Annotated in this window: 17 protein-coding genes; 5 read left to right on the forward strand and 12 right to left on the reverse strand. The window is 61.7% G+C overall.

What is annotated here, in order from left to right; all coding sequences use genetic code 11:
- Positions 1-2 precede the first annotated feature (2 nt).
- Together VNV36_RS25285 and VNV36_RS25290 are read left to right on the forward strand one after the other, a co-directional pair.
- Complete coding sequence (locus tag VNV36_RS25285; RefSeq protein WP_325721729.1) at positions 3-770, forward strand: response regulator; 768 nt, start codon at positions 3-5, stop codon at positions 768-770.
- A gap of 984 nt (positions 771-1,754) precedes the next feature.
- On the forward strand, positions 1,755-2,117 hold the full coding sequence (locus VNV36_RS25290) for a DUF6124 family protein (RefSeq protein ID WP_325721731.1): 363 nt from the start codon (positions 1,755-1,757) through the stop codon (positions 2,115-2,117).
- Positions 2,118-2,226: 109 nt separating this feature from the next.
- On the opposite strand, the gene VNV36_RS25295 is transcribed toward VNV36_RS25290, so the two are convergent.
- From VNV36_RS25295 to cpaB, 8 genes are read right to left on the reverse strand one after another with little or no spacing between them, the layout of a single operon-like run.
- The gene (locus VNV36_RS25295) at positions 2,227-2,499 is read right to left on the reverse strand and encodes a DUF3613 domain-containing protein (RefSeq protein WP_325721733.1); all 273 of its coding nucleotides are present in this window, start codon (positions 2,497-2,499) and stop codon (positions 2,227-2,229) included.
- 10 nt (positions 2,500-2,509) lie between these two features.
- A complete protein-coding gene (locus VNV36_RS25300) occupies positions 2,510-3,232 on the reverse strand; it encodes a tetratricopeptide repeat protein (RefSeq protein WP_325721735.1) in 723 nt (240 codons plus the stop codon).
- A gap of 23 nt (positions 3,233-3,255) precedes the next feature.
- A complete protein-coding gene (locus tag VNV36_RS25305) occupies positions 3,256-4,140 on the reverse strand; it encodes a type II secretion system F family protein (RefSeq protein ID WP_325721737.1) in 885 nt (294 codons plus the stop codon).
- 1 nt (position 4,141) lies between these two features.
- The gene (locus tag VNV36_RS25310; protein ID WP_325721739.1) at positions 4,142-5,026 is read right to left on the reverse strand and encodes a type II secretion system F family protein; all 885 of its coding nucleotides are present in this window, start codon (positions 5,024-5,026) and stop codon (positions 4,142-4,144) included.
- Positions 5,027-5,043: 17 nt separating this feature from the next.
- On the reverse strand, positions 5,044-6,312 hold the full coding sequence (locus tag VNV36_RS25315; RefSeq protein ID WP_325721741.1) for a TadA family conjugal transfer-associated ATPase: 1,269 nt from the start codon (positions 6,310-6,312) through the stop codon (positions 5,044-5,046).
- The gene (locus VNV36_RS25320) at positions 6,309-7,499 is read right to left on the reverse strand and encodes a CpaE/TadZ family protein (RefSeq protein WP_325721743.1); all 1,191 of its coding nucleotides are present in this window, start codon (positions 7,497-7,499) and stop codon (positions 6,309-6,311) included. The genes VNV36_RS25315 and VNV36_RS25320 overlap by 4 nt, the downstream gene beginning before the upstream one ends.
- Positions 7,496-8,713, reverse strand: coding sequence for a type II and III secretion system protein family protein (locus VNV36_RS25325; protein ID WP_325721744.1), 1,218 nt, complete (start codon positions 8,711-8,713; stop codon positions 7,496-7,498). Before VNV36_RS25325 ends, VNV36_RS25320 begins: the two co-directional genes overlap by 4 nt.
- A 20-nt stretch (positions 8,714-8,733) precedes the next feature.
- On the reverse strand, positions 8,734-9,675 hold the full coding sequence (cpaB, locus tag VNV36_RS25330) for a Flp pilus assembly protein CpaB (RefSeq protein WP_325721745.1): 942 nt from the start codon (positions 9,673-9,675) through the stop codon (positions 8,734-8,736).
- 337 nt (positions 9,676-10,012) lie between these two features.
- Here cpaB and VNV36_RS25335 point away from each other — a divergent pair, with 337 nt between their 5' ends.
- From VNV36_RS25335 to VNV36_RS25345, 3 genes are all read left to right on the forward strand, one after another.
- A complete protein-coding gene (locus VNV36_RS25335) occupies positions 10,013-10,219 on the forward strand; it encodes a Flp family type IVb pilin (RefSeq protein WP_325721819.1) in 207 nt (68 codons plus the stop codon).
- 71 nt (positions 10,220-10,290) lie between these two features.
- A complete protein-coding gene (locus tag VNV36_RS25340) occupies positions 10,291-10,698 on the forward strand; it encodes a response regulator (protein ID WP_325721747.1) in 408 nt (135 codons plus the stop codon).
- 652 nt (positions 10,699-11,350) lie between these two features.
- The gene (locus VNV36_RS25345; protein WP_325721749.1) at positions 11,351-13,756 is read left to right on the forward strand and encodes an autotransporter family protein; all 2,406 of its coding nucleotides are present in this window, start codon (positions 11,351-11,353) and stop codon (positions 13,754-13,756) included.
- Positions 13,757-13,956: 200 nt separating this feature from the next.
- Here the strand turns inward: VNV36_RS25345 and VNV36_RS25350 are convergent, their stop codons facing one another.
- The 4 genes from VNV36_RS25350 to VNV36_RS25365 form a co-directional block, all read right to left on the reverse strand.
- Entirely contained in the window at positions 13,957-15,627 is a 1,671-nt protein-coding gene (locus VNV36_RS25350) for a ShlB/FhaC/HecB family hemolysin secretion/activation protein (RefSeq protein WP_325721751.1), read from the reverse strand.
- 133 nt (positions 15,628-15,760) lie between these two features.
- Positions 15,761-17,332, reverse strand: a complete 1,572-nt coding sequence (locus tag VNV36_RS25355) for a collagen-like triple helix repeat-containing protein (RefSeq protein WP_325721753.1) — start codon at positions 17,330-17,332, stop codon at positions 15,761-15,763.
- A gap of 302 nt (positions 17,333-17,634) precedes the next feature.
- Entirely contained in the window at positions 17,635-18,489 is an 855-nt protein-coding gene (locus VNV36_RS25360) for a MaoC family dehydratase (protein WP_325721755.1), read from the reverse strand.
- Between the two features lie 2 nt (positions 18,490-18,491).
- Entirely contained in the window at positions 18,492-19,844 is a 1,353-nt protein-coding gene (locus VNV36_RS25365) for a 3-oxoacyl-ACP reductase (protein ID WP_325721757.1), read from the reverse strand.
- Positions 19,845-19,910 lie beyond the last annotated feature (66 nt).

Here is a 19,910-nt window from a genome sequence, read left to right on the forward strand (position 1 = left end):
TCGTGAACAAGCCTACTGCGGTAAAAATCCTTGTGGTCGATGATCAGCCGCTGATCGTCGAAGAACTGTGTGAGTTTCTTGAAAGCAGTGGCTACCGGTGCATACCGTGCGATTCGAGCCTTGAAGCCATTGAGCTGTTCCGGGCGGACCCGGACATCGGTCTGGTGTTGAGTGATCTGCACATGCCGGACATGGATGGCATCGAATTAATTCAGGCGCTGCAGAGGCTGGCCGGCAAGCAACGGGTGTTTGAGTCGATCATGCTGACGGGGCGCGCCGACAAGCAGGATGTGATCAAGGCGCTGCGCGCGGGGATTGCCGATTACTATCAGAAGCCAATTGATCTGCATGAATTGCTCGAAGGGGTGCAGCGTCAGGAGTCGGCTTTGCAGGAGCGGCAGAAGAATCTGCATCTGGGGCATCTGAATCAGAAGTTGCAGTTCTTGTCCGAGTCGATTGATGACCTTTATCAGGATCTGGACAAGGTGCGGCGCTCACCCGCGCCGGTGCTGGCCGATGGTGAGCCTGAGTCTGCCGAGATGCCGGCGGTGTTCAGTCAATTGTCGCCGCGGCAGCTGGATGTGGCGCGGCTGGTGGGCAAGGGGCAGACCAATTATCAGATTGCCTGTGAGTTGGGGATTACCGAGAACACGGTGAAGTTGTATGTGTCGCAGGTGTTGCGGTTGACGCATATGCATAATCGGACGCAGTTGGCTTTGGCGCTTTCGCCTGGTAGTTCGGCGGGGCGGCAGCGGGTTACTGCGCATTGACTTGGCGGCCTCTGGGCCGACCATGTTCTTGGGGTTTTGGGTGTATATCCGTTTTCTTGGGTGTTGCTGATTACGGTTTCGCCCTTACGGCGAGTCCCTTTTGGCAAACGCCCCAAAAGGAACCAAAAGGTCTTCGCCCTGACGTTCGGCCCGCTCGCTGGGGCTCGGGGTTCCTTCGCTGCGGGATCGATCCTGGCGCAGCGGCTCCGGTTTGCTTCGCTGCACCTACACTCGCTGTGTTTGGCTGCGCCAAACGGTCGCTGCGCTCCCACGCCCGGATCAATCCCTCCACTCAGCCTGCCGACGGGCTCCCAGATCAAAAGCGGTACTCGAGCTTGCGCTCATCGTGTGTAGGAGCTGTCGAAGGCTCGGGCCGCGTTCGGACGATCTTTTGATTTTGCTTTTGCTGTTCTGTGGGAGCGAGCCTGCTCGCGAAGACGGCCTGACAGCCGACCTGTTTTTGAGTCTTACGCGATCCAACTGTAGGAGCTGCCGAAGGCTGCGATCTTTTGATTTTGCTTTTGCTGTTCTGTGGGAGCGAGCCTGCTCGCGAAGGCGGCCTGACAGCCGACCTGTTCCTCGGCGAAAGCACACGATCCAAACTGTAGGAGTGAGCCTGCTCGCGATGAGGCCAGTGGGTTCGCCGATAGCTCGAAGTCGTTTAAATCTGATGTGAGATAACCAGAACCTTCCCACAAGATTTTCAGGTTGTCCGTCGGACGTCGGGTCACTAGTCTCTGGCTGTCGTCGAATCTTCGGCGATCGGGTGTGAGAACCCTGCTACTTATGGTCATCCAGTATCTGTGCACGCATAATCGCCGCCAGCTTATCCGCTGTCTGCAATGCGTCATGGCGGCTGTGTGCGGGCAGACTTCGGTCTGGCCGGGTGTCCATAACCGGTATTCTCACCCCGCATACAGTTGCCACCTTTTGCCCCGTGAGAATGGCATTGGGTAGCACCGCAGATTTTGGAGAGCCGTTTTAATGGACAAACTGATCCCAGACCCGCCCCCATCCCCCACCACGCCACTCGAAGACGCCATGCGCGCCGACGATCTTGTGAAAAACCGCGAAGCGATAAAACGCGCGCTGGATTTCTATCTCTGCCCAGAACCCACCAGACCGCACCCGCCCAGCACGCTGTTCATGGTGGTGCCCAATGTCGATACCGAAAGCCTGTTGGCCCACGCCTGTGAGTCGCTGGCGTCAGCGAATGCGATGGCGAGCAACTTCGCTGGCGAGTTGAGCGGTTTTCAGCGCAGCACGGCGTTGGCGATTCAGCAGATTGTCATGCTGGCGGAGTTAGCGGTGAACCGGGCGCTGGATCGGGTTGATCCGCAGGCCTGAGCCGCAACCGCGTTATCGTTCTTCGCGAGCAGGCTCGCTCCCACAGGAAATACGCGGTTGACTGTGGGAGCGAGCCTGCTCGCGAAGAGGCCCGAAAGACCACCGAAACCTAATTCCTGCTCTCAATCTTCCCCCCCGCATCCGGATCGTAAAAATCCGGAATCTCATACTGGTATTTCTTCAACCAGCGCTGCATCGCCAGTTCGCGTTCGGTAGCAGTGGCACTTTGGGGTTTTGGCGAGGCGGCTTGGTTGCGGCTTTGCAAGAGCAGCCAGCCTTCGGTTTCCTGTTGTTGCGCCGAGGCCGGGCCGGCGTCGATGGCGTGGGTGCTGAGGGGCAGGGTGAGCAGGGTCAGGTAGCACAGGCCTCTGCGGATGTTCATGGCTGTCTCCTTATTTGAGCGACGGCGGTAGCGGGTCGATGAAGGCTGCGACCTGGTCGCCGGGCGTGGGTTTGGCGTGGGCCGGTGCTTTGAGTTTTTCTGCGCGTTGCCGGGCTTCGGTGAATTGCTCCGGGGACAGTTTCGAGCGGCTGACCAGTTCGGCAGCTTGTGGCCAGTCATTCTGGTAGAGCAGCAAGGTGACCATGTTCAGCGTCGCTAATTGGTTGTTCTGGCTCAGTTCGATGGCGGTGAGAAATTCGAATTTCGCTTCGTTAAGACGCAGCTGGTTGAGGTAGACCACGCCCAAGTCATTGCGGATTTTTTCGTCGGTGGGGGCCAGGCGCACGGCGCGTTGCAGGTGGGCCTGGGCCTGGCCGTTGTCACCGCGGGCGGCGTAGAGCTGGCCGAGGCCGTGTTCGGCCTGGGCGTTGAGGCAGCCGCCGAGCAGGCTGCGGTAGAGCGGCTCGGCTTCGCTGCGACCGAGCAGGCGATAGACCTTGGCTTTGCGCAGGCGCACTTCGCTGAGGTTGTCCGGCAGGCTCTGCAGGTTGGCCAGGCTGGCGTGGAGCTTGCCGTCGCTGGCCAGGTCATCGGCCAGGTTCAGTGACAGTTCCTGCTCCGAGGTCAGTTTGCTGCAACTGGACGGCGTCAGCAGTGCGGTCCAGGGCGCCTGGCCATCGGTGGCGCAACCGCCAAGCAGCAACAGGCTTGCCACGACTATCAGTACTTTCATCAGATGCTCTCCATGAGCCAGGGTCAGTTTGCAAACGCGCGGGCAATCGCGGTGAAGCCCGGGCCGGCCAGTACGATCAGCAGCGCTGGAAACAGAAACAGCATCATCACCACCGACATCTTCGCGGACATTTTCGAGATGTATTCCTGCAGGCGGGTCAGGCGTCGGTCATCGAGCAATTGTTTGAGCGCCAACAGCGATTTCATCGCACCGCCGCCCTGATGGATCAGTTGCTGGAGGATCACGCAGGTGTCGGTGAATTCGTCCACCGCGAGCATTACCGCGGTCTTGTTCAGCTCCTGACCCAGCTCCAGGCCCGAGTCGACTCGGCTGAGGATCAGGCGCAGCTCGCTGGTCAGTTCCGGCAGCAGTTTTTGCGCTTCGACGCTGAGCACCCGCAGGGCTTGTTCCACGGCCATGCCGGATTCGAAAAGGATGCGCAGCAGCGGAATGAACGTGGAAATTTCCACGGCGATGGTTTTCTGCCGGCGGGCGGCGGCGTAGGCGAGCAGGCGTTTGGGCAGTAGATAGCCGCCACCGGCGGCGAACATCGGCGCCATCCAGCGGTGGTGGATCTGGGGGAAAAACACTTCTTGCAGGAATATCGCCAGCCCCAGAGCCAACAGCGGCGTGCCCACCTGGAAGGCGGCGAACAGCGCGCGTTCGTTGGCGCGGCGCCAGCCGAGGCGGCCGAGCAGGGTCTGGGTTTCGCTGTCGATGCTCACCGAGCGCCGGCCGAATCGGCTGTTGCCCAGTGCGCGCAGCCAGTGGCCGAAGCGGTTTTCCCGCAGCAGATGGCCCTGCAGGCGCTGGTGCACCTGACGCACGCGGCGGCGCTCGGTGAGCAGGTGATTGCCCACCAGTAACAGCGAACCGAGGAGCAACAACAACGCCGCGAGCCAGACCATCTCAAACGCTCCGCAACATGCGCCACAACGCCAGACTGCCCAGCACCTGCAACGCAGCGGCGCCAAGCAGCATGGTCTGGCCGCTTTCGTCGTGCCACATGCCGAGCATGTAGCCGGGGTTGGTCAGCATGAAGTAGCTCACCAGAATCAATGGCAGCACGCCGAGCACCCAGGCGGTCATGCGTGTTTCACCGGTCAGGGCGCGCAACTGGCGGGCGCCCTGATCGCGTTCGCGGATCAGTTTGATCAGGTTTTCCAGCAGTTCGCTGGCGTTGCCGCCGTAGCGGAGATTGACCTTCAGGCCGAGGGCGAACATGCGCAGTTCGTCCTGCTCGTAGAGCTCGGCAAAATCGCTGACCGCGTCGGGCAGATTCACGCCCAATTGCACATTGCGCTGCACCCGGCCCATCGCGGTTTTCAGCGGATCCTCGCTGGCTTCGATGCCGCCCATGAGCGCATCACTGAGGGTGCGTCCGGACTTGAGACTGCGCACGGTGTGATCGAGCAATTGCGGCAGTTGCTCGATCATCCGTCTGATCCTCCGCCGGTAGCGAATGGCGATGTACAGTCGCAACGCCAGCGGTGGTGCGAGCAGCATGATCACCAGCCCGATCCAGCTGGCGATCAAGAAGCCCAGGCCCATGGCCACCGCCCACAGGCTCAGCCACAGGCCGAACCGTTCGCTCGGCCGACCCAGTCCGGCACGCAGAAACATACGCTCCAGGCCCACCCATTGGCTCTGCTCAACGACCCTCTGCGGCTGCCCGGCGGCCAATCGATTGAGGACTTTTTCCGTTGCGGTCTTGCGCAGGCCTTGCACGAACAGATAGATCGACAGCCCGAGCAGCATCAGGCAAATGGCGATAAGAATGACCGATCCCCGCATCTGCATGCTCCTCGCCGTCAGCCCAGGTGAGTCTCGTGGCGCAACTTGTCGCCGGCCGGGTTGACCGCTTCGCGCACAAAGCCGAACCCCGTGCGGCGGTCGAGGCGGAACAGCGTGTTGGTGACATAGACGTCCTCGCGCATGCCGACCACTTCCACCACTTCGCTGACGCAGCGCCGGCCGTCCGGCATTCGCGTCAGCTGGATGATCACGTCGAGGGCGGCGCAGATCATCTGGCGCAGGGTGCGCTCGGCGATCGAGCGTCCGGTCAGGCCGACCAGGGTTTCCAGACGCAGCAAGGCATCCTGCGCGTTGTTGGCGTGCACGGTGCTCATCGAACCGTCGTGGCCGGTGTTCATGGCGGTAAGTACGTCGACCACTTCGACGCCACGAATCTCGCCGAGGATGATCCGGTCAGGGCGCATGCGCAGGGCGTTGCGAATCAGATCGCTGGCCTTGACCTCGCCGTGGCCCTCGGCGTTCGGTGGGCGGGTTTCCAGACGCACGACGTGCGGATGACCGAGTTGCAGTTCGGCGACGTCTTCGATGGTCACCAGACGTTCGTGGGGATTGATCAACTGACTGAGTATGTTCAGCAGCGTGGTCTTGCCGGTACCCGTGCCGCCGCTGACAAGAATGTTGCAACGTTTGCCGACGGCGTTCTGCAGAAACTCGAAGATCCCCAGATCGATGGTCTGCATCGCCATCAGGTCGGCGCTCTTGAGCATGTCCTTGCGAAACTTGCGAATCGACAGACACGGGCCGTCGAGGGCGATTGGCGGAATGATCGCGTTGACCCGGCTGCCATCCGGCAGGCGCGCATCGACCATCGGCGAGGACTCATCGAGGCGGCGCCCGAGCGGCGCGAGAATGCGTTGCATGACCCGCTCGACATGATGCGCATCGATAAAGCGCAGATCGCTCTGATGCAAGACACCGTCGCGCTCGACGAACACCCGGTGCGGGCCGTTGACCAGAATTTCCGTCACCGACGGGTCGCGCAGCAAGACTTCCAGCGGGCCGAAGCCAGTGAGCTCGTCAACGATTTCTTCACCCAGTCGCTCCATCTCGTAGCGCGAGATCGCCAAGTGCAAACGGGCGATGTATTCGGCGACCTTGTCGGTGACGAACTGCGCCAGTTGCTGGCGCGAACCTTCCAGCAGGTTTTTCCCCGACTCCTCGATGGCGTCGATGATGTAGCGGTGCAGAACCAGTTTCAGGCCTTCGTGATCGCTGTTGCCGATCGCCCCGTGTGGCGCCGCACCAAAGAGCTTTTCTGCGCTCATGAGCTGCCTCGCAGGCGATCGAACCAGGTGACTTTCGGTTTGCTCAGGCCTTCGGAACGTTTCGCCAGACGCTCGCCGAGCGCGCGCAGGCTTTGGGTGAGTTTTTCCCGTGGTGCCAGTTCGAACAGGCTGACGCCCTGATTTTTCGCGTTCAGACGCACGTCGGGACTGAGGGCCAGCACGGCGATGACTTCGAGATTGAAGGTCTTGCCCAGGGTCTCCGAGTCGGGCGCGACGTTGTTCAAGTAGCGATCGATCAACAACCGTCCGTGCTCGAGCTTCATGCCTTTCTCACGCCAAAGATTGAGCACGGCGAGATTGCGTCGGCAGTTGAGCACGTTCTGATCGGTGTACCAGAGCAGCTTGTCGCAATGGCTGACGAAGGTGCGCAGCGCTTCGCTGTCGGCCTGCCCGGTGAGGTTCACGACGATGTGCTGAAAGTGCTGGCGCAGGGCGCTGAGCAGCATGTACAGCTCGGCGGCGCTGGTGGTCTCCAGCGGCTCGTCGCTGTTGGCGTAAGCAAGAATCCGCAGGCCGTGGTCGGAGCTGGTGAAGGCGCTGTCGATCAGCGTAGCGTCAAGGCGGCGCAAGTGGCGCAGGGCATCGCCGAAGTGAAACGAACTTTCCAGACCCAACAGGGCCAGACTGTCGCCACGGGGCAGACCGAGGTCGAGCAGCAACGTCTGCTGGCCGCTTTTCTGCACCACCATGGCCATGTGATTGGCGAGCAATGCGCCGTCGGAACTGCTCTGCACGCCGTACATCACCGTGAGGCCGCCCAGCTGCGTGTTGGGCGTGACGGCCGGCAGGCGTTTGCTCAGGCGTCGCACCAGTCCGGCGACTTCGCTGGAGCGCGATCCATAGGCGACAAAATCCCGCGCCCCGGCGCGCATCGCATTGAGCACCAATTGATTGTCCATGCCGTCGCCGAGGGCGACGATCGCCAGCATCGGCTTGGCCTCCAGCGCACCTTCGATCAGCGCGCTCTGCGCCACCACATGCTCGCGGTCAAGGCCGACGAACACCAGATTGGCGAACGTTACATCGACCAGCGCGAGCAATTCGTCGAGGCTGCCGGCCCCGGCGCTGACCACTTGGCCGAGCGGCGCGAGGGCGCTTTGCAGCCATTCCAGATCGGTGCTGTTGCGGGTGATGGCGAGGAAGGTCTGACTGAGATTCTGGTTCATTGCGACAACCCGCTGCGCTTGTCGAAGTTACCGTTCTCGAGGAAGAACATGCGATAGAAATTCGGGTCGTAGTTGCGCAGTTTCTCGCCCGGCAATGACGGCAGTCGCGCGTCCGCCGCCAATGGCTGAACCAGATGCGGGGTGACGATCATCAGCAGCTCGCGCTCTTCGCGTTTGATCTGCGAACCCTTGAAAAATGCGCCCAATATGGGGATGTCGCCAAGGCCGGGAAACTTGTTCACCTGTGAGCTGTTGCTGGTGCTGATCAAGCCGCTGATGACAAAACTTTCGCCATCGCCCAGCGACACACTGGTGTCAGTGCGGCGGATGGTCAGCGCCGGAACGGTGGTGCCGGCGATGTTCACCGCGTTGGCGAAATCCAGTTCGCTGACTTCCGGCGCGACCTTCAAGGCGATGCGGTCGCGGCCGATGATGGTCGGTGTCAGGGTCAGGCGAATGCCGAATTCCTTGTACTCGATCGACACGCTGTCGCTGCCGGAACTGGGCACCGGAATCGGGATTTCACCACCGGCCAGGAAACTCGCACTCTGCCCGTTCAGTGCCACCAGACTTGGCCGCGCGAGGGTGTAGGCAAAGCCGCTGGTTTCCAGGGCATTGATGATCGCCATGGTCTTGCCGCCGACCCAGGAGAAATTGAACAGCGAGTTATCCACCGGCAGCCGTGGCTGCGGCACGCCGTCGATCGGTGGCAGCGTGCCGGGCGAGCCGAACAGGAAATTGCCGCGGGTGCCGATCAGCGACGCGGTGGCTTCCTTGAGTTTGCTGCGGCTGACTTCGACGAAGCGAATGTCGGTCTGCACTTGTGATGGCAGGGTCGGATCGTCCGACGGCACGCTGCTGGTCAGCGCCGTGGTCGCCGCGCCCTGGACGAAGACCATGGCTTGCTGTGGCTGCGCCGAGCAGGCGGTCCAGACCATCAGGCTGGTCGCACCAGCACCGACGCCAGTGAGCAGGAACGACGAACTGCCATTGGCATGCACGTCGGCAATTTTCGGATCGCCCACCGCCAGCCGGGTGATCGCCACCGGTGACTGCATGTCCTGCTGGAAGCCTTGACCGATCTCGATCACCGAGGGCAGTCGCGGCAGCGCCGAACAATTGCCGACCGCCGCGAGGGCGGTGTCCATCGCCAATCCCATCAACAGCAAGGCCCGGAGCAGCGGTTTCAATGTCGGTCTGAGTCGACTCTGCATGCACGTGAATCCTTGCGCAGTCATGGGGTTTGTTGGCTGATCTGGTTGCCGCGAATGATCTCCACCGCAGGCCGCGGCGCAGCGCCGGCACGGGTGGTAGACGGCGTTTTTTGTGCAGTGCCCAAGGCCAGTTGGGTGAACTGGAACAACTGGCTGTTGGCACGCTCCAGCTGCCCGGGCGATTGCGCTTCGCCGGCCCAGTATTTCGCCAGCCGTTGTTCTTCGCTGCTGCGCACCGCGAGACGCAAAGTGCCGACTTGAGTGGCGAGCATCAGGCGACTGAGCAGTTGTTCCGGCACCGCCAGCACCACGGTGCGTGCGGCGATGCGGCGTTGATCCTGTTTGAGTTTTTCTTCGGCGCTGAGGCTGGGCGATGCCGGTTGGCCGTCGTTGGTCAGACCGTACTGATCGCCAATCCCGAGCACGCGCAGGGCCGGTACGGCGATCTGCGCTGACTGCTGCAGGTTGCTCGCGTCCTCACGCAGGTACAGCAGCACATCGACGTAATCCCCCGGCAACAGTTGCCCGGCACCACCGATCACTTCATCGACGGCCACGGTCAGCGCGCGTTCGTCGCGGCGGATCATCCGCGCCAGCGCACCGCCGGCCTGGAAGCTTTCGTCATTGAGCCAGGTGCCGGCGCTGAGGTGCCGCCATGGCGTACGGCCCACAACTTGTTCGACGCTGCTGAGGCTGCCGGCCGGTGCGCTGCGCAGTTTTTCCACGGCGACATCGGCGGCGGTCAACGGCGTGAACGGCGGCACATCGTGGAGCAGCACCACGACTGGCTGACGAGTCTGGTCTTCGGCAATCGCGACAGTCTGTTCAACGCTGGTCGCTGCTGCCCCGGGCGCCTCGGCGACCGGCGCCGGTTGCCGACTCAGCACCAGCCCCCAGTAACCGACGAAAACCGCGCCGAGCAATAACAACGCTGCAAGGCCCATGGTGACGCGACTGTTCATGACGGCTCTCCCTTTCCTGCTGCACTACCCACTGCATTTGTTCGCGAGAGGCGTACTGATTCGGCAGCTATGAACATGCAACTATTTCGCTATTTCCAAGCTAGCTGATCCATGCAAAAGCGCCATTAATGACAGACAAATAACCCGGCAAATCACGAGCCATGGCCAATAAACAGCAGGAAATGGCGCAGACACGATGGGATTAATGCTTTGTGATTAATGCGTTCTTACAGTTGTTGGGCGGGGCTTTGTTGACAATGCTCTAGTGGCACGGTGGAACCATGCCGCGGTCGTGATGTCGGCGCCAGAGGCGCGAAGGAGTGGAGCTATGTTTCGTATGACTTTTGACTATCTGCGGGCGAAGGCTCGCGCGTTTGCCCGTAGCGACGAGGGTGCTTCGGCGATTGAGTATGCGATTGTGGTGGCGATGGTGGCGGTGGTAGTTGTCGCATTCGTGAGCCCGCTTGGAGACAGGGTGCTAGCGATTTTCAACAATGTTTTGACCTCGCTCGATGGTACGGCTGTTACTCGGCCAGTGCCTTGACGTTGATGAGCGCTGCGCCTGGCTGATATCGCACTACACTGGATAAATCCTTCAGCATTCAGGTATTGCCCATGAACGCGTCTTCGCCGTCCCGCCAACAGTTGCTTCTGGTTGACGATGAAGAGGACGCGTTGCTGGAGTTGGCGGAGTTGCTGGAGGGGGAAGGGTTTGTCTGTCATACCGCAACGTCGGTGAAGCTCGCGTTGCATCTGTTGACCCGGCATCCGGACATAGCCTTGGTGATCACTGATCTGCGCATGCCGGAGGAGTCGGGCATGTCGTTGATCAGGCGGCTGCGCGAGCATACCTCGCGTGAGCATCTGCCGGTGATTGTGATGTCGGGGCATGCGGATATGGAGGATGTCAGCGACATGTTGCGGTTGCAGGTGCTGGATCTGTTTCGCAAGCCGATTTATCACGTTCGGTTGTTGGAGACCCTCGATAATCTGTTTCCCAAGTCTCGGGTTGAGGCCGGGTGAACTCGGCGGCCTTTGGGCCGACCGGGTTGTTGGGGTATTGGGTGAATATCCGTTTTTTCGGTGCAGCGGCTGGCGGTTTCGCCCTTACGGCGAGTCCCTTTTTCAAACGCCAAAAAGGAACCAAAAGGCTGTGCCCTGACGTTCGGCCCGCTCGCTTAGGCTCGGGGTTCCTTCGCTGCGGGATCGATCCTGGCGCAGCGGCTCCGGTTTGCTTCGCTGCACCTACACTCGCTGTGTTTGGCTGCGCCAAACGGTCGCTGCGCTCCCACGCCCGGATCAATCCCTTCGCTCAGCCTGCCGACGGGCTCCGAGATCAAAATCAAAAGCTCCTCGAGCTAACGCTCATCGTGTAGGAGCTGCCGAAGGCTGCGATCTTTTGATTGTGATTTTGCTGTTCTGTGGGAGCGAGCCTGCCCGCGATGATGGCCCCGCAGCCAGCCAATTTCTCTCGCTGTAGGACGATCCTGCGCAGCACATGAATTCATGCATGAAAATCTGACGCCATCTCTTTGACTTTTTGATGGTGTCTAAATGATGGCTCGTGTAAATTCCCCCGCGCTCGAACCGGATCATCTGGCGGGCCGGTAGGGATGCCTCAACGAATGCGTGAGCCCTGCCGAAACTGTTGTGATGTTTTGGAAGGGACTCTCGTTTGAATACTTTTTGCCTGCGCCGCTCGTTGCTGGCGCTTTCCGTGGTTGCGGCTGCCATCCAGGCCCCGAATGTGGACGCCGTCACGGTCAATTACGATGTCGGCACAGGCCCGTTGGTCAGCGTCAAGCAGACCTACGATTTTTTCAATCTCGTCGGCACGGCCAATGTCGTGGAAACCTCGCCTTCTGCGCTGACCAGCGCGGCGCGGTTTACCGGGTTGTCGGTCAATAGCGAAATCACCAACAAGGCGAGGATCACGATCGATGGCGCTACTCATGGTGTCGGCATCGATATAGCGCCTGCTGCAGGCGTGACGTGGGCGCAGCTCGGTTATAACTTCAGCAACGAAGGCACGGTCACGGTCAACGGGCTGGCTGCCAGCGGCGAGTCGACGGGGATCGCGCTCAATGGCACTCCGGTGCGGGGCACGTTCATGAGTACCGGCGCTATCACCGTGCGTGGCAATAACGCTACTGGCGTTGCATTGACCGACACCAGCTTTGGCAGGGGGGTAATCAACTCTGCGCCCATAGTCGTCAGCGGCAACAATGCCCGCGGCCTTTATATCGCAAACACCGCGCTGTCCAGCGCCGTCATGAGCCGGTCGACGATCAGAGCCACCGGCAGTGGCGCTGAAGCGCTGGTGCTGAACGGCGTACGGCTCGCGCCGGCATCAAGCGCCAGCCAATATGGCCTTTACAACTACGGCACCGTTTCGGGCGAGAGCATCGGTATTCATGTGACCAACCAGCCCGCAGGCCAGGGACCGCTCAACATCGTGCAGTCTTTCGGACTGATCGAGGGGGGGAATGCGGCCATTCAAGTGGACGATGGACAGAGCTTCTTTTACTGGAACAGTGGTGATGTCAGAGGAAACTTGCTCGGGCTCTCCGGGGTTTCGATTGATGGCGAGGTCAACTTCGATGGCGCAACGATCAAGTCCGGGTATGTCACTGTCCAGGAAGGCACCCTGACGCTGGCGCAGGCACATACCACGATCATCGGCGATCTGGACATGGAAGAAGCTGACTCGGTGATTGCGATGTCGGTAGGCGATGACACTGATATCAACCGCCCAGTGCTGACCGTCACCGGGACCACCGAGATCGCACCGGGCGGTCATTTGCAATTGCAGGCGCGCTCCAGCGATTTCCGTACGGCGGCCGGCGGCAACCGTTACACCCTGATCCGTTCTGGCAATTTGATCGGCGGAGAAAACCTCACCGTTGTGTCGACTTCGGCATTGCTGGACGTGAAAAGCTACGGTGTCGAAGGCAATGATGTGAGAGCGCTGGTCAGCACCAAATCGCAAGACGTGATCACGCAAAACACCCTTGATGCCGGGGGCACGCAAAATGCCGCATTCGCGCTGGGCAGCCTGTCGGCTTCGCTGATGTCGCGTCTTGATGACGAAGATCCGCTGTTCCGCGCGTTTGCCAATGCCAGCAGCGATGCGCAGCTGGCGCGCCTTGCTGAAACGCTGAGTCCAGACGTCAGCCGGGGCGTGCTGCGCGCAGCCACCAACAGTCAGACACTGGTGTCAGGTGTGCTCAACGACCGCGCCAGCCGCGCACGCACAAACGCGACTTCGCCTGATAAGGGCGTCTGGCTGCAGGCGCTTGGCAGCGATGCCGATCAGGACAGCCGTCGTGGCGTTGCCGGTTACGATGCCGACAGCCACGGTATCGCGGTGGGCGCCGATGGCCAGTTGAATGCTGAAACAACCGTCGGCCTGGCGTACAGCTACCTCGACAGTGATGTGACATCCGACCTTGGCAGCAAGACCAAAGTGACCGGCCACGCACTCACCGCCTATGGCAACTGGGTGCATGACAATTGGTTCGTCGACGCGTCACTGATGTACGGCTGGAACGACAACGAATCCAAGCGCTATATCGCCGGCACCCGAGCCAAGGGAAATTACGACAGTGATGTGTTCGGCGTCAGTGCGCTGGCCGGCTACACCGTGCGCCTGATGCATGACGTTGTGCTTGAACCGCAAGTGGGCGCGCGGTATGCCAATGTGAGCATGGATGCCTATCGCGAGAAAGGCAGTTCGGCGTCGCTGAATGTCGGCAGCCAGCGTTACGAAGTTGCTGAGATGGGTGCGGGCGCGCGACTCGCTGCTGCGTTTGCAATGGGGGCCGGCAGCCTTGAACCGGAAGCGAAACTCATGGCCTGGCACGATTTCATCGGCGACAAGGTCGCGACCACGTCGGCATTCGTCCTGGGCGGTGACTCCTTCACCAGCCGTGGCGCCACGCCCGTGCGTGACAGCTACGAATTGGGCTTGGGCGCCAATTACCGAGTGGGCCCGTGGAGTGTCGGCGGTTCGTACAACTACGTCACGGCCAGCGGGTTTGATTCCGACGGTTTCACCGCGAAGGTACGTTACGCGTTCTGATCCCGACGTTGAGATTGCCAGACAGCCGCACGATTGTGGGAGCTGGCTTGCCAGCGATAGCGGAGTGTCAGCGCCAGCAATGGTTGCTGACCTGACGCCATCGCTGGCAAGCCAGCTCCCACAGAATTTGCCGTGAGGCGCAGATTTGAGTCAGCCCACAAAACCTGTGGGAGGAAGGCGGAAAACGCCGGCTCCCGATCTTACAACTGATAACTGAAACTGATGCTGTACCGCGGCTTGCGGTTAAACGTGTCCAGCGCTTCATCGGACATGGCCTTGGCCACTTCCAGGGCGATGTTGTAGTACCTGGCATCGCCGAACCTTAGCCCGACGGCAGTCGAGGACAGATTGTTGGCCTGCACCGGCAGTTGATTGAACCAGCTGCGCGAGCGGTCGAGGACCACGTAGGGTTGCAGAATGCGCACCCAGTTACCGTCGCGGTTGAAGCTGTAGTTGACCTCGTAGGCCACGCCCCAGCCCTTGTCGCCAGAGGCCTGATCGTCGGGGTAGCCACGGCCGAAATTCTGTCCGCCGAACACCGCGCGCTCGCTGTCGGGCAGGGTGTCGTCGCTCCAGTACAGCGCTGCCGAGAGCACGCCTTGCCAGTTGTCGAGGAATTTGTCGCTCTGCACGCCGGACAGCCTCACGCGGAAAAAATCCAGGTCGATGTCGTCGTAGTTGGTGTCTGCGCCAAGGCTGTCGAAGCCTTGGTAAACGCCCCCACTGAGGATGCGCAGTCGACGGGCGTCGGCCTTGCGCCAATCACCCTCAAAAGCGAGGGCGCGGACGTCAGTGCGCAGCTCGGTGCTGAACGGGAAGTTGATGCCGTCGTAGCGTGTCTTGTCGTCGACCGCATACAGACGCGAGCCGGCGGTCAGCAGTTCGTTGGCAGAGGCGATCAGGGGCATGCTGAAGCCGATCGAGTAGCGGTCGTTCTCGCGGTGGGTTCTCAGACGCCCACCGCCACCGACCAGCACTTCGGTGTCGGGATCGGCGCGGTAACGCGAGGCCGAGAGGTTGAGTTGCGTGCCCTCGGCGTCGAGGAACTGGCTGTAGTCGAGGCGGTAGTAATGTTCTTTGTCATCCCCCGGTGGGAACAGGCCGTTGAGGCTCAATTGTTCCCCCATTGATGTCTGCGAATTGCTGCTGAGGCCGAGCAGGGCCTGGGGGCCGTTGCGGTTGTCTTCGGTGGTGCTTAGGGTGCTGGTGAAGGGTTTGCGACTGGCCTGGGCAACCAGGGTGGTGGCGCCATCGGTGGTGCCCGGTGGCGGCACCTGCGCTTGAATCGTCACCCCGGGAATGCGGCTCATCAGCGTGGTGTAGCGTTCGAAGGTCTTGCGTGTCAGCGGGCGTTCGGCCTGGATTTTTGCCGCGAGTCTGTCGAGCAGGCCTTTGACCCGGCCGATGTCGCCCTGCATCTGGATATCGCGCACGTAGCCTTCAACCAGCACCACCCGCGCCACGCCGTTATCGAAGTTCTGTTGCGGCAGGAACGCGTAGGACAACAGGTAGCCATCCTGCTGATAACGCCGGGTAATGTTGCGTGTCGCTTCGATCAGTTCGGCGAGGCTGGCCTGGCGGCCGATCAGCGGCTTGTAGACTTCGGCCAGCTCGTTGAGCGGATAGATCGTGCCGCCTTCGATCTGCACGGTCTGCAGGTTGACCCTGGTTTCCATCAGCAATGGCTGCGCGGCAGTGGCGCCCGGATCGGGCACTTGCAGCGGCGCCGCGCTCGGGCGATAGGCGTCTGCGGGGAGGTTGGGCACGGGCAGGTTGCGGAGGGTTTCGTTGCTGTTGAGGAAGCTGGGCAAGGTGTCGGCGAAGGCTGCGGAACTGAGGCTGAGGCACAACAGGGATGCCAGTACGCGCATAGGACACTCCATGGTCAGAACACAGCGCTGGGCTGATTTTTCCTAAGAAAAAAGCGGAAGACTCGTGGGAATCTTCCGCCCTCAACCAAGCGTAGGCGCTGTAGGTAAGGCCGTCGAATCGGCCAGGTGCAATTTAGCGTTTGTTGCCGCCCAGCGCGCCGGTCAGGCTACCCAGGGCACCGCCCAGACCACCGCTTGCGGTGCCACCGCCGCTGGTGCCGCCATTGACCAGGCCGCCGACCGCCGCCACAGTTCCGCCGACGTTGGTCACCAGGCCACCGACCGCTGTGGTGACCGGAGTGTTGGTCGCGGCAATCGCGCCGCCGAGGCTGCCGACTGTAGCGCCGACCTGGCTGGTGAGGCCTGCTACCGGTGTACCGAGACCGGTCGCAGCGCCGACTTGCTGGGTCACGGTGGTTACGGCGCTGGTGACCGGATTGAGGCCCGCGCCCACTGCGGCGCCAACGCTCGCCAACGGCGCAGTGGTTGCAGTGATCGGCGTACCCGAACCACCGAGCACGGTGTTGAGCGAAGCGATGGTGTTGCCCAGGCCACCAGCGGTCACACCACCGGCACTGACCACGCCGCTGCTGCTGCCGGCATTCAGGCCGCTGCCGACATTGACCACCGCACCGCCAACGGTTTGCAGCAGACCGGTGCCGCCAAGTCCGCCGCCGATTCCACCAGTGCCTGCCCCGGTGCCGTTCGACACCAGACCGCCGGCTTTGCCAACCGCTGTACCGGTGTTGCTCAAGGCACCGCCGAGGGTGTTGGTCAGGGCATTGCCGTTGCCGGCGTCGGTGACCTTGCCGCCGAGGCTGTTCACCGTGCCGCCGACTTTCGAGATCACCCCTTTGAGCGGGTCGCCCAGGCCGGTGGCGTCGCCGAGTTTGTCGGTGGTGCTCTCGACCATGGCGATCACCGGCACCAGACCACTGCCGACCTTGTTGGTCAACTGACTGGTCGGGCCATTGCTGAGCGTGGTGTTGAGGGTGTCGCCAAGCATGGTGACTTTTTCCCCAACGCCATCGACCAGCGGCACTACCTTGGTAACGACACCACCGACCACGGGAATGCGGCTGGTTGCGGTGTTCAATTTGGCGCTGAGGTCAGACACACCATCACCGACATCCGAGACCACGCCGCCGACGGAGGCCACGGTGGTGGTCAGGCCTTTAGCATCTGTGGCCAGTTTGCCGATGCCATTGCTGACACCATCGCCGAGGGTGCTGACGACGTTACCGGTGGTGTTGGCCACGCTTTGCACAATGCCGCCCGCGACAGGAACAATGCTCAGCGAATCGCCAATCTGGCCCACACCATCGCCCACCCCGCTGACGGTTTTACCGACATCCTGGACCAGTGTTGTGGTGACCAGCGAAGGCGTGGTCGGGTTGGCTGGATCGGTCGGGTCTGTGGGGTTGGTTGGATTGGTCGGATCGGTGCCGCCACCGGTGCCGCCGGTTCCACCGCCAGTGCCGCCTGTGCCACCGGTTCCGCCAGTGCCTGCGGTGTCGCCGCCGCCGGTTCCACCGCTACCGCCGCCCGCGCCACCGCTGCCATCGGTGCCCGCCGTGCCGTCTGCGGTCGAGCTGCCCGAACTGCTGCGATGACCGCCACCGCCGCTGCTGCAGCCGACGAGGCCGACGGAAAGAATCAGTGCCAGCGCGATTGCCGATTTGGACCACATCACTTGAGTTTTCATGATTGAGATTCCTGCACCTGTCACAACGTTGCGTTGCCTTCGATGGCCCGCCGATCTGTCGTCGGCGATGCCTCGTCCGTGGCGGTAATCTCAGTCGAGGAGGGTTATTTGCACCATTCTCAAGTTGGTATTAACCCCTTTATACAGAGGGCTCGGCGCACTGCCTAAGGACTAATACCGGGGTGATAAAGGGGAAAAAAAGCCTTGAAATTCAAGGCTCGGGATTTTGCAAAAACGCGGGCAGGGCGAGGAAACGCTTAAGTGATATATACACAATTGAAGTGTTTCCCGGCCCTGAAGGTTCAGGCGATCGGCTGCCATTGGCCGACCATGTGTTCGAGGTCGCCAGCACCCATCAAACGCAATTCACCGCTAGAGCCCGCTGCACTGGCCAGCAGCGTCACTTCGCTGGGCAGGCGCACCGGTTTGCGAAAGTGCACGGCAATTTCCAGGTTGGCTTTGGGTAAGTGATCAGAGAGTGCCGCCAGCGTGCGCGCCTTGTTCCACAAGCCATGCGCAATCGCGGTGGGAAAGCCGAACAGCTTCGCGCTCGCCGCACTCAGGTGAATCGGGTTGTAATCGCCGGAGACTTTCGCGTACTGGCGGCCGATATCCGCTGGCGCCGTCCAGCGCGCTGCTTCCAGCAGATCCTGCGACGGCTCCCAGTCATGTGCCTGCGCCTCGCCCTCAAGTTTCACGCCGCGACAGAGCATCCGGCTCTCGGCTTCCCACAGCGGCCCGAGCTGATCGTCCAGGGTAGTGAGCAGATCGAATGTCGCGCCCTTGGCATGTGGCTGCAGATTGCACACACGCACGCTGACTTGTGCGCGATTCATTGCGCCCATCGGCCGCAACACACGGATGCGGTTGCTCAGGTGAATCAGCCCGAGCAGCGGAAACGGAAAGTCCTTTGCCGTGAGCAGTTGCATCTGCAAGGCGAAGGCAAGGATGTGCGGATAGGTCGGCGGCAGCAGACCGTCGTCGATGAAACCGCAGACCTTGCGATAGGCCGCGAGCCGCTGACTGTCGATGTCGACCCAGCAGCGCAAGCCGCTGTCGGGCAGTTGCGTGCCAGTGATCTTGCGTCGCGTCGCCGCCCGCGAGTACAGCCCCGGCAGACTCGGTTCGCGATCCAGCGTGTGCCATTCGATGCTCATGCTCAGGCCCCCAGAACACTTTGGCCGCAAACCCGCAGCGCTTGCCCGGTGAACGCGCCCGTGCCCGGTTGTGCCAGCCACGCCACGGCTTCGGCGACGTCTTGCGGCAAACCGCCCTGGCCCAGCGAACTCATGCGCCGCCCGGCTTCACGCAGACCAAACGGGATGTGCGCAGTCATTTGCGTTTCGATAAAACCGGGTGCGACGGCGTTGATGCTGATGCCGCGTTCCAGCAGCGTCGGCGCCCAGGCCTGGGCCAGACCGATCAGGCCGGCCTTGCTCGCCGCGTAGTTGGTTTGCCCGCGGTTGCCGGCGATGCCGCTGATCGAGGCGAGCAGGACCACCCGTGCGTGGTCGCGCAGGGTGCCGCTGTCGAGCAGGGCTTTGGTCAGCACTTGCGGGGCGTTGAGATTGACGGCCAGCACCGCGTCCCAGAATTCCGGAGTCATGTTGGCGAGGGTTTTGTCGCGGGTTATCCCGGCGTTGTGCACGAGAATGTCGAGGCCGTCAGGCAGGTGCTCGATCAACTGCGTGGCGGCATCGTCGGCGCAGATATCCAGGGTGATGGCGCGGCCGCCGAGGCGGGCGGCGAGAGCTTCCAGGTCGGTCTTGGCCGGCGGCACATCGAGCAGAATGACTTCGGCGCCATCGCGCGCCAGGGTTTCGGCAATCGAGGCGCCGATGCCGCGCGCGGCACCGGTGACCAGCGCCTTGCGCCCGGCCAGCGGTCGGGTCCAGTCGGTGACTGGCGTGGCGCAGGCTGTCAGGCGAATCACCTGCCCTGAGACGAAGGCGCTTTTCGGCGAAAGGAAAAACCGCAGCGGGCCTTCCAGTTGGTCTTCGGCGCCTTCGCCGACATGGATCAGTTGCAGCGTGCCGCCGCCGCGCAGTTCCTTGGCCAGCGAACGGGAGAAACCTTCCAGCGCCCGTTGCGCACTGGAGGCGAACGGATCAGCCAGGGTTTCCGGGGCTCGGCCCAAAATCACCAGGTGCGGGCTGTGATCAAGATTCTTCATCAATGGCTGGAAGAATTCACGCAGCTGTTTGAGCTGATCGGTGTGTTGCAACTCGCTGGCGTCGAACACCACAGCCTTGAGCTTCGGGCCATGCCCGGGTATCCACGCAGTGGCCAGCGAGGGCTCGCTGCCGTAGCTGTAAATCGCATCGGTCAGGCGATTGGCAAAGACGCTGATCCGTTCGGCCAGCGGCCCGCCCCCGATCAGCAATGCGCCTTCGATCGGCCGCAAACGCCCCGCTTGCCAGCGTTCCAGCCGCACCGGCGACGGCAGGCCCAAGGCCCCGACCAGACGATGGCCGAAGGATGAGTTGGCGAAGTCGATATAGCGGTCAGACATGGAACGCTCTCCAGAAGTTGGGGTTCAAAGTGTGGACTGTCCACGGCAATCAATCGTTCGATCGGC

The organism is Pseudomonas sp. (genome assembly GCF_035554175.1).
In the GTDB taxonomy this organism is placed as follows: Bacteria; Pseudomonadota; Gammaproteobacteria; order Pseudomonadales; family Pseudomonadaceae; genus Aquipseudomonas.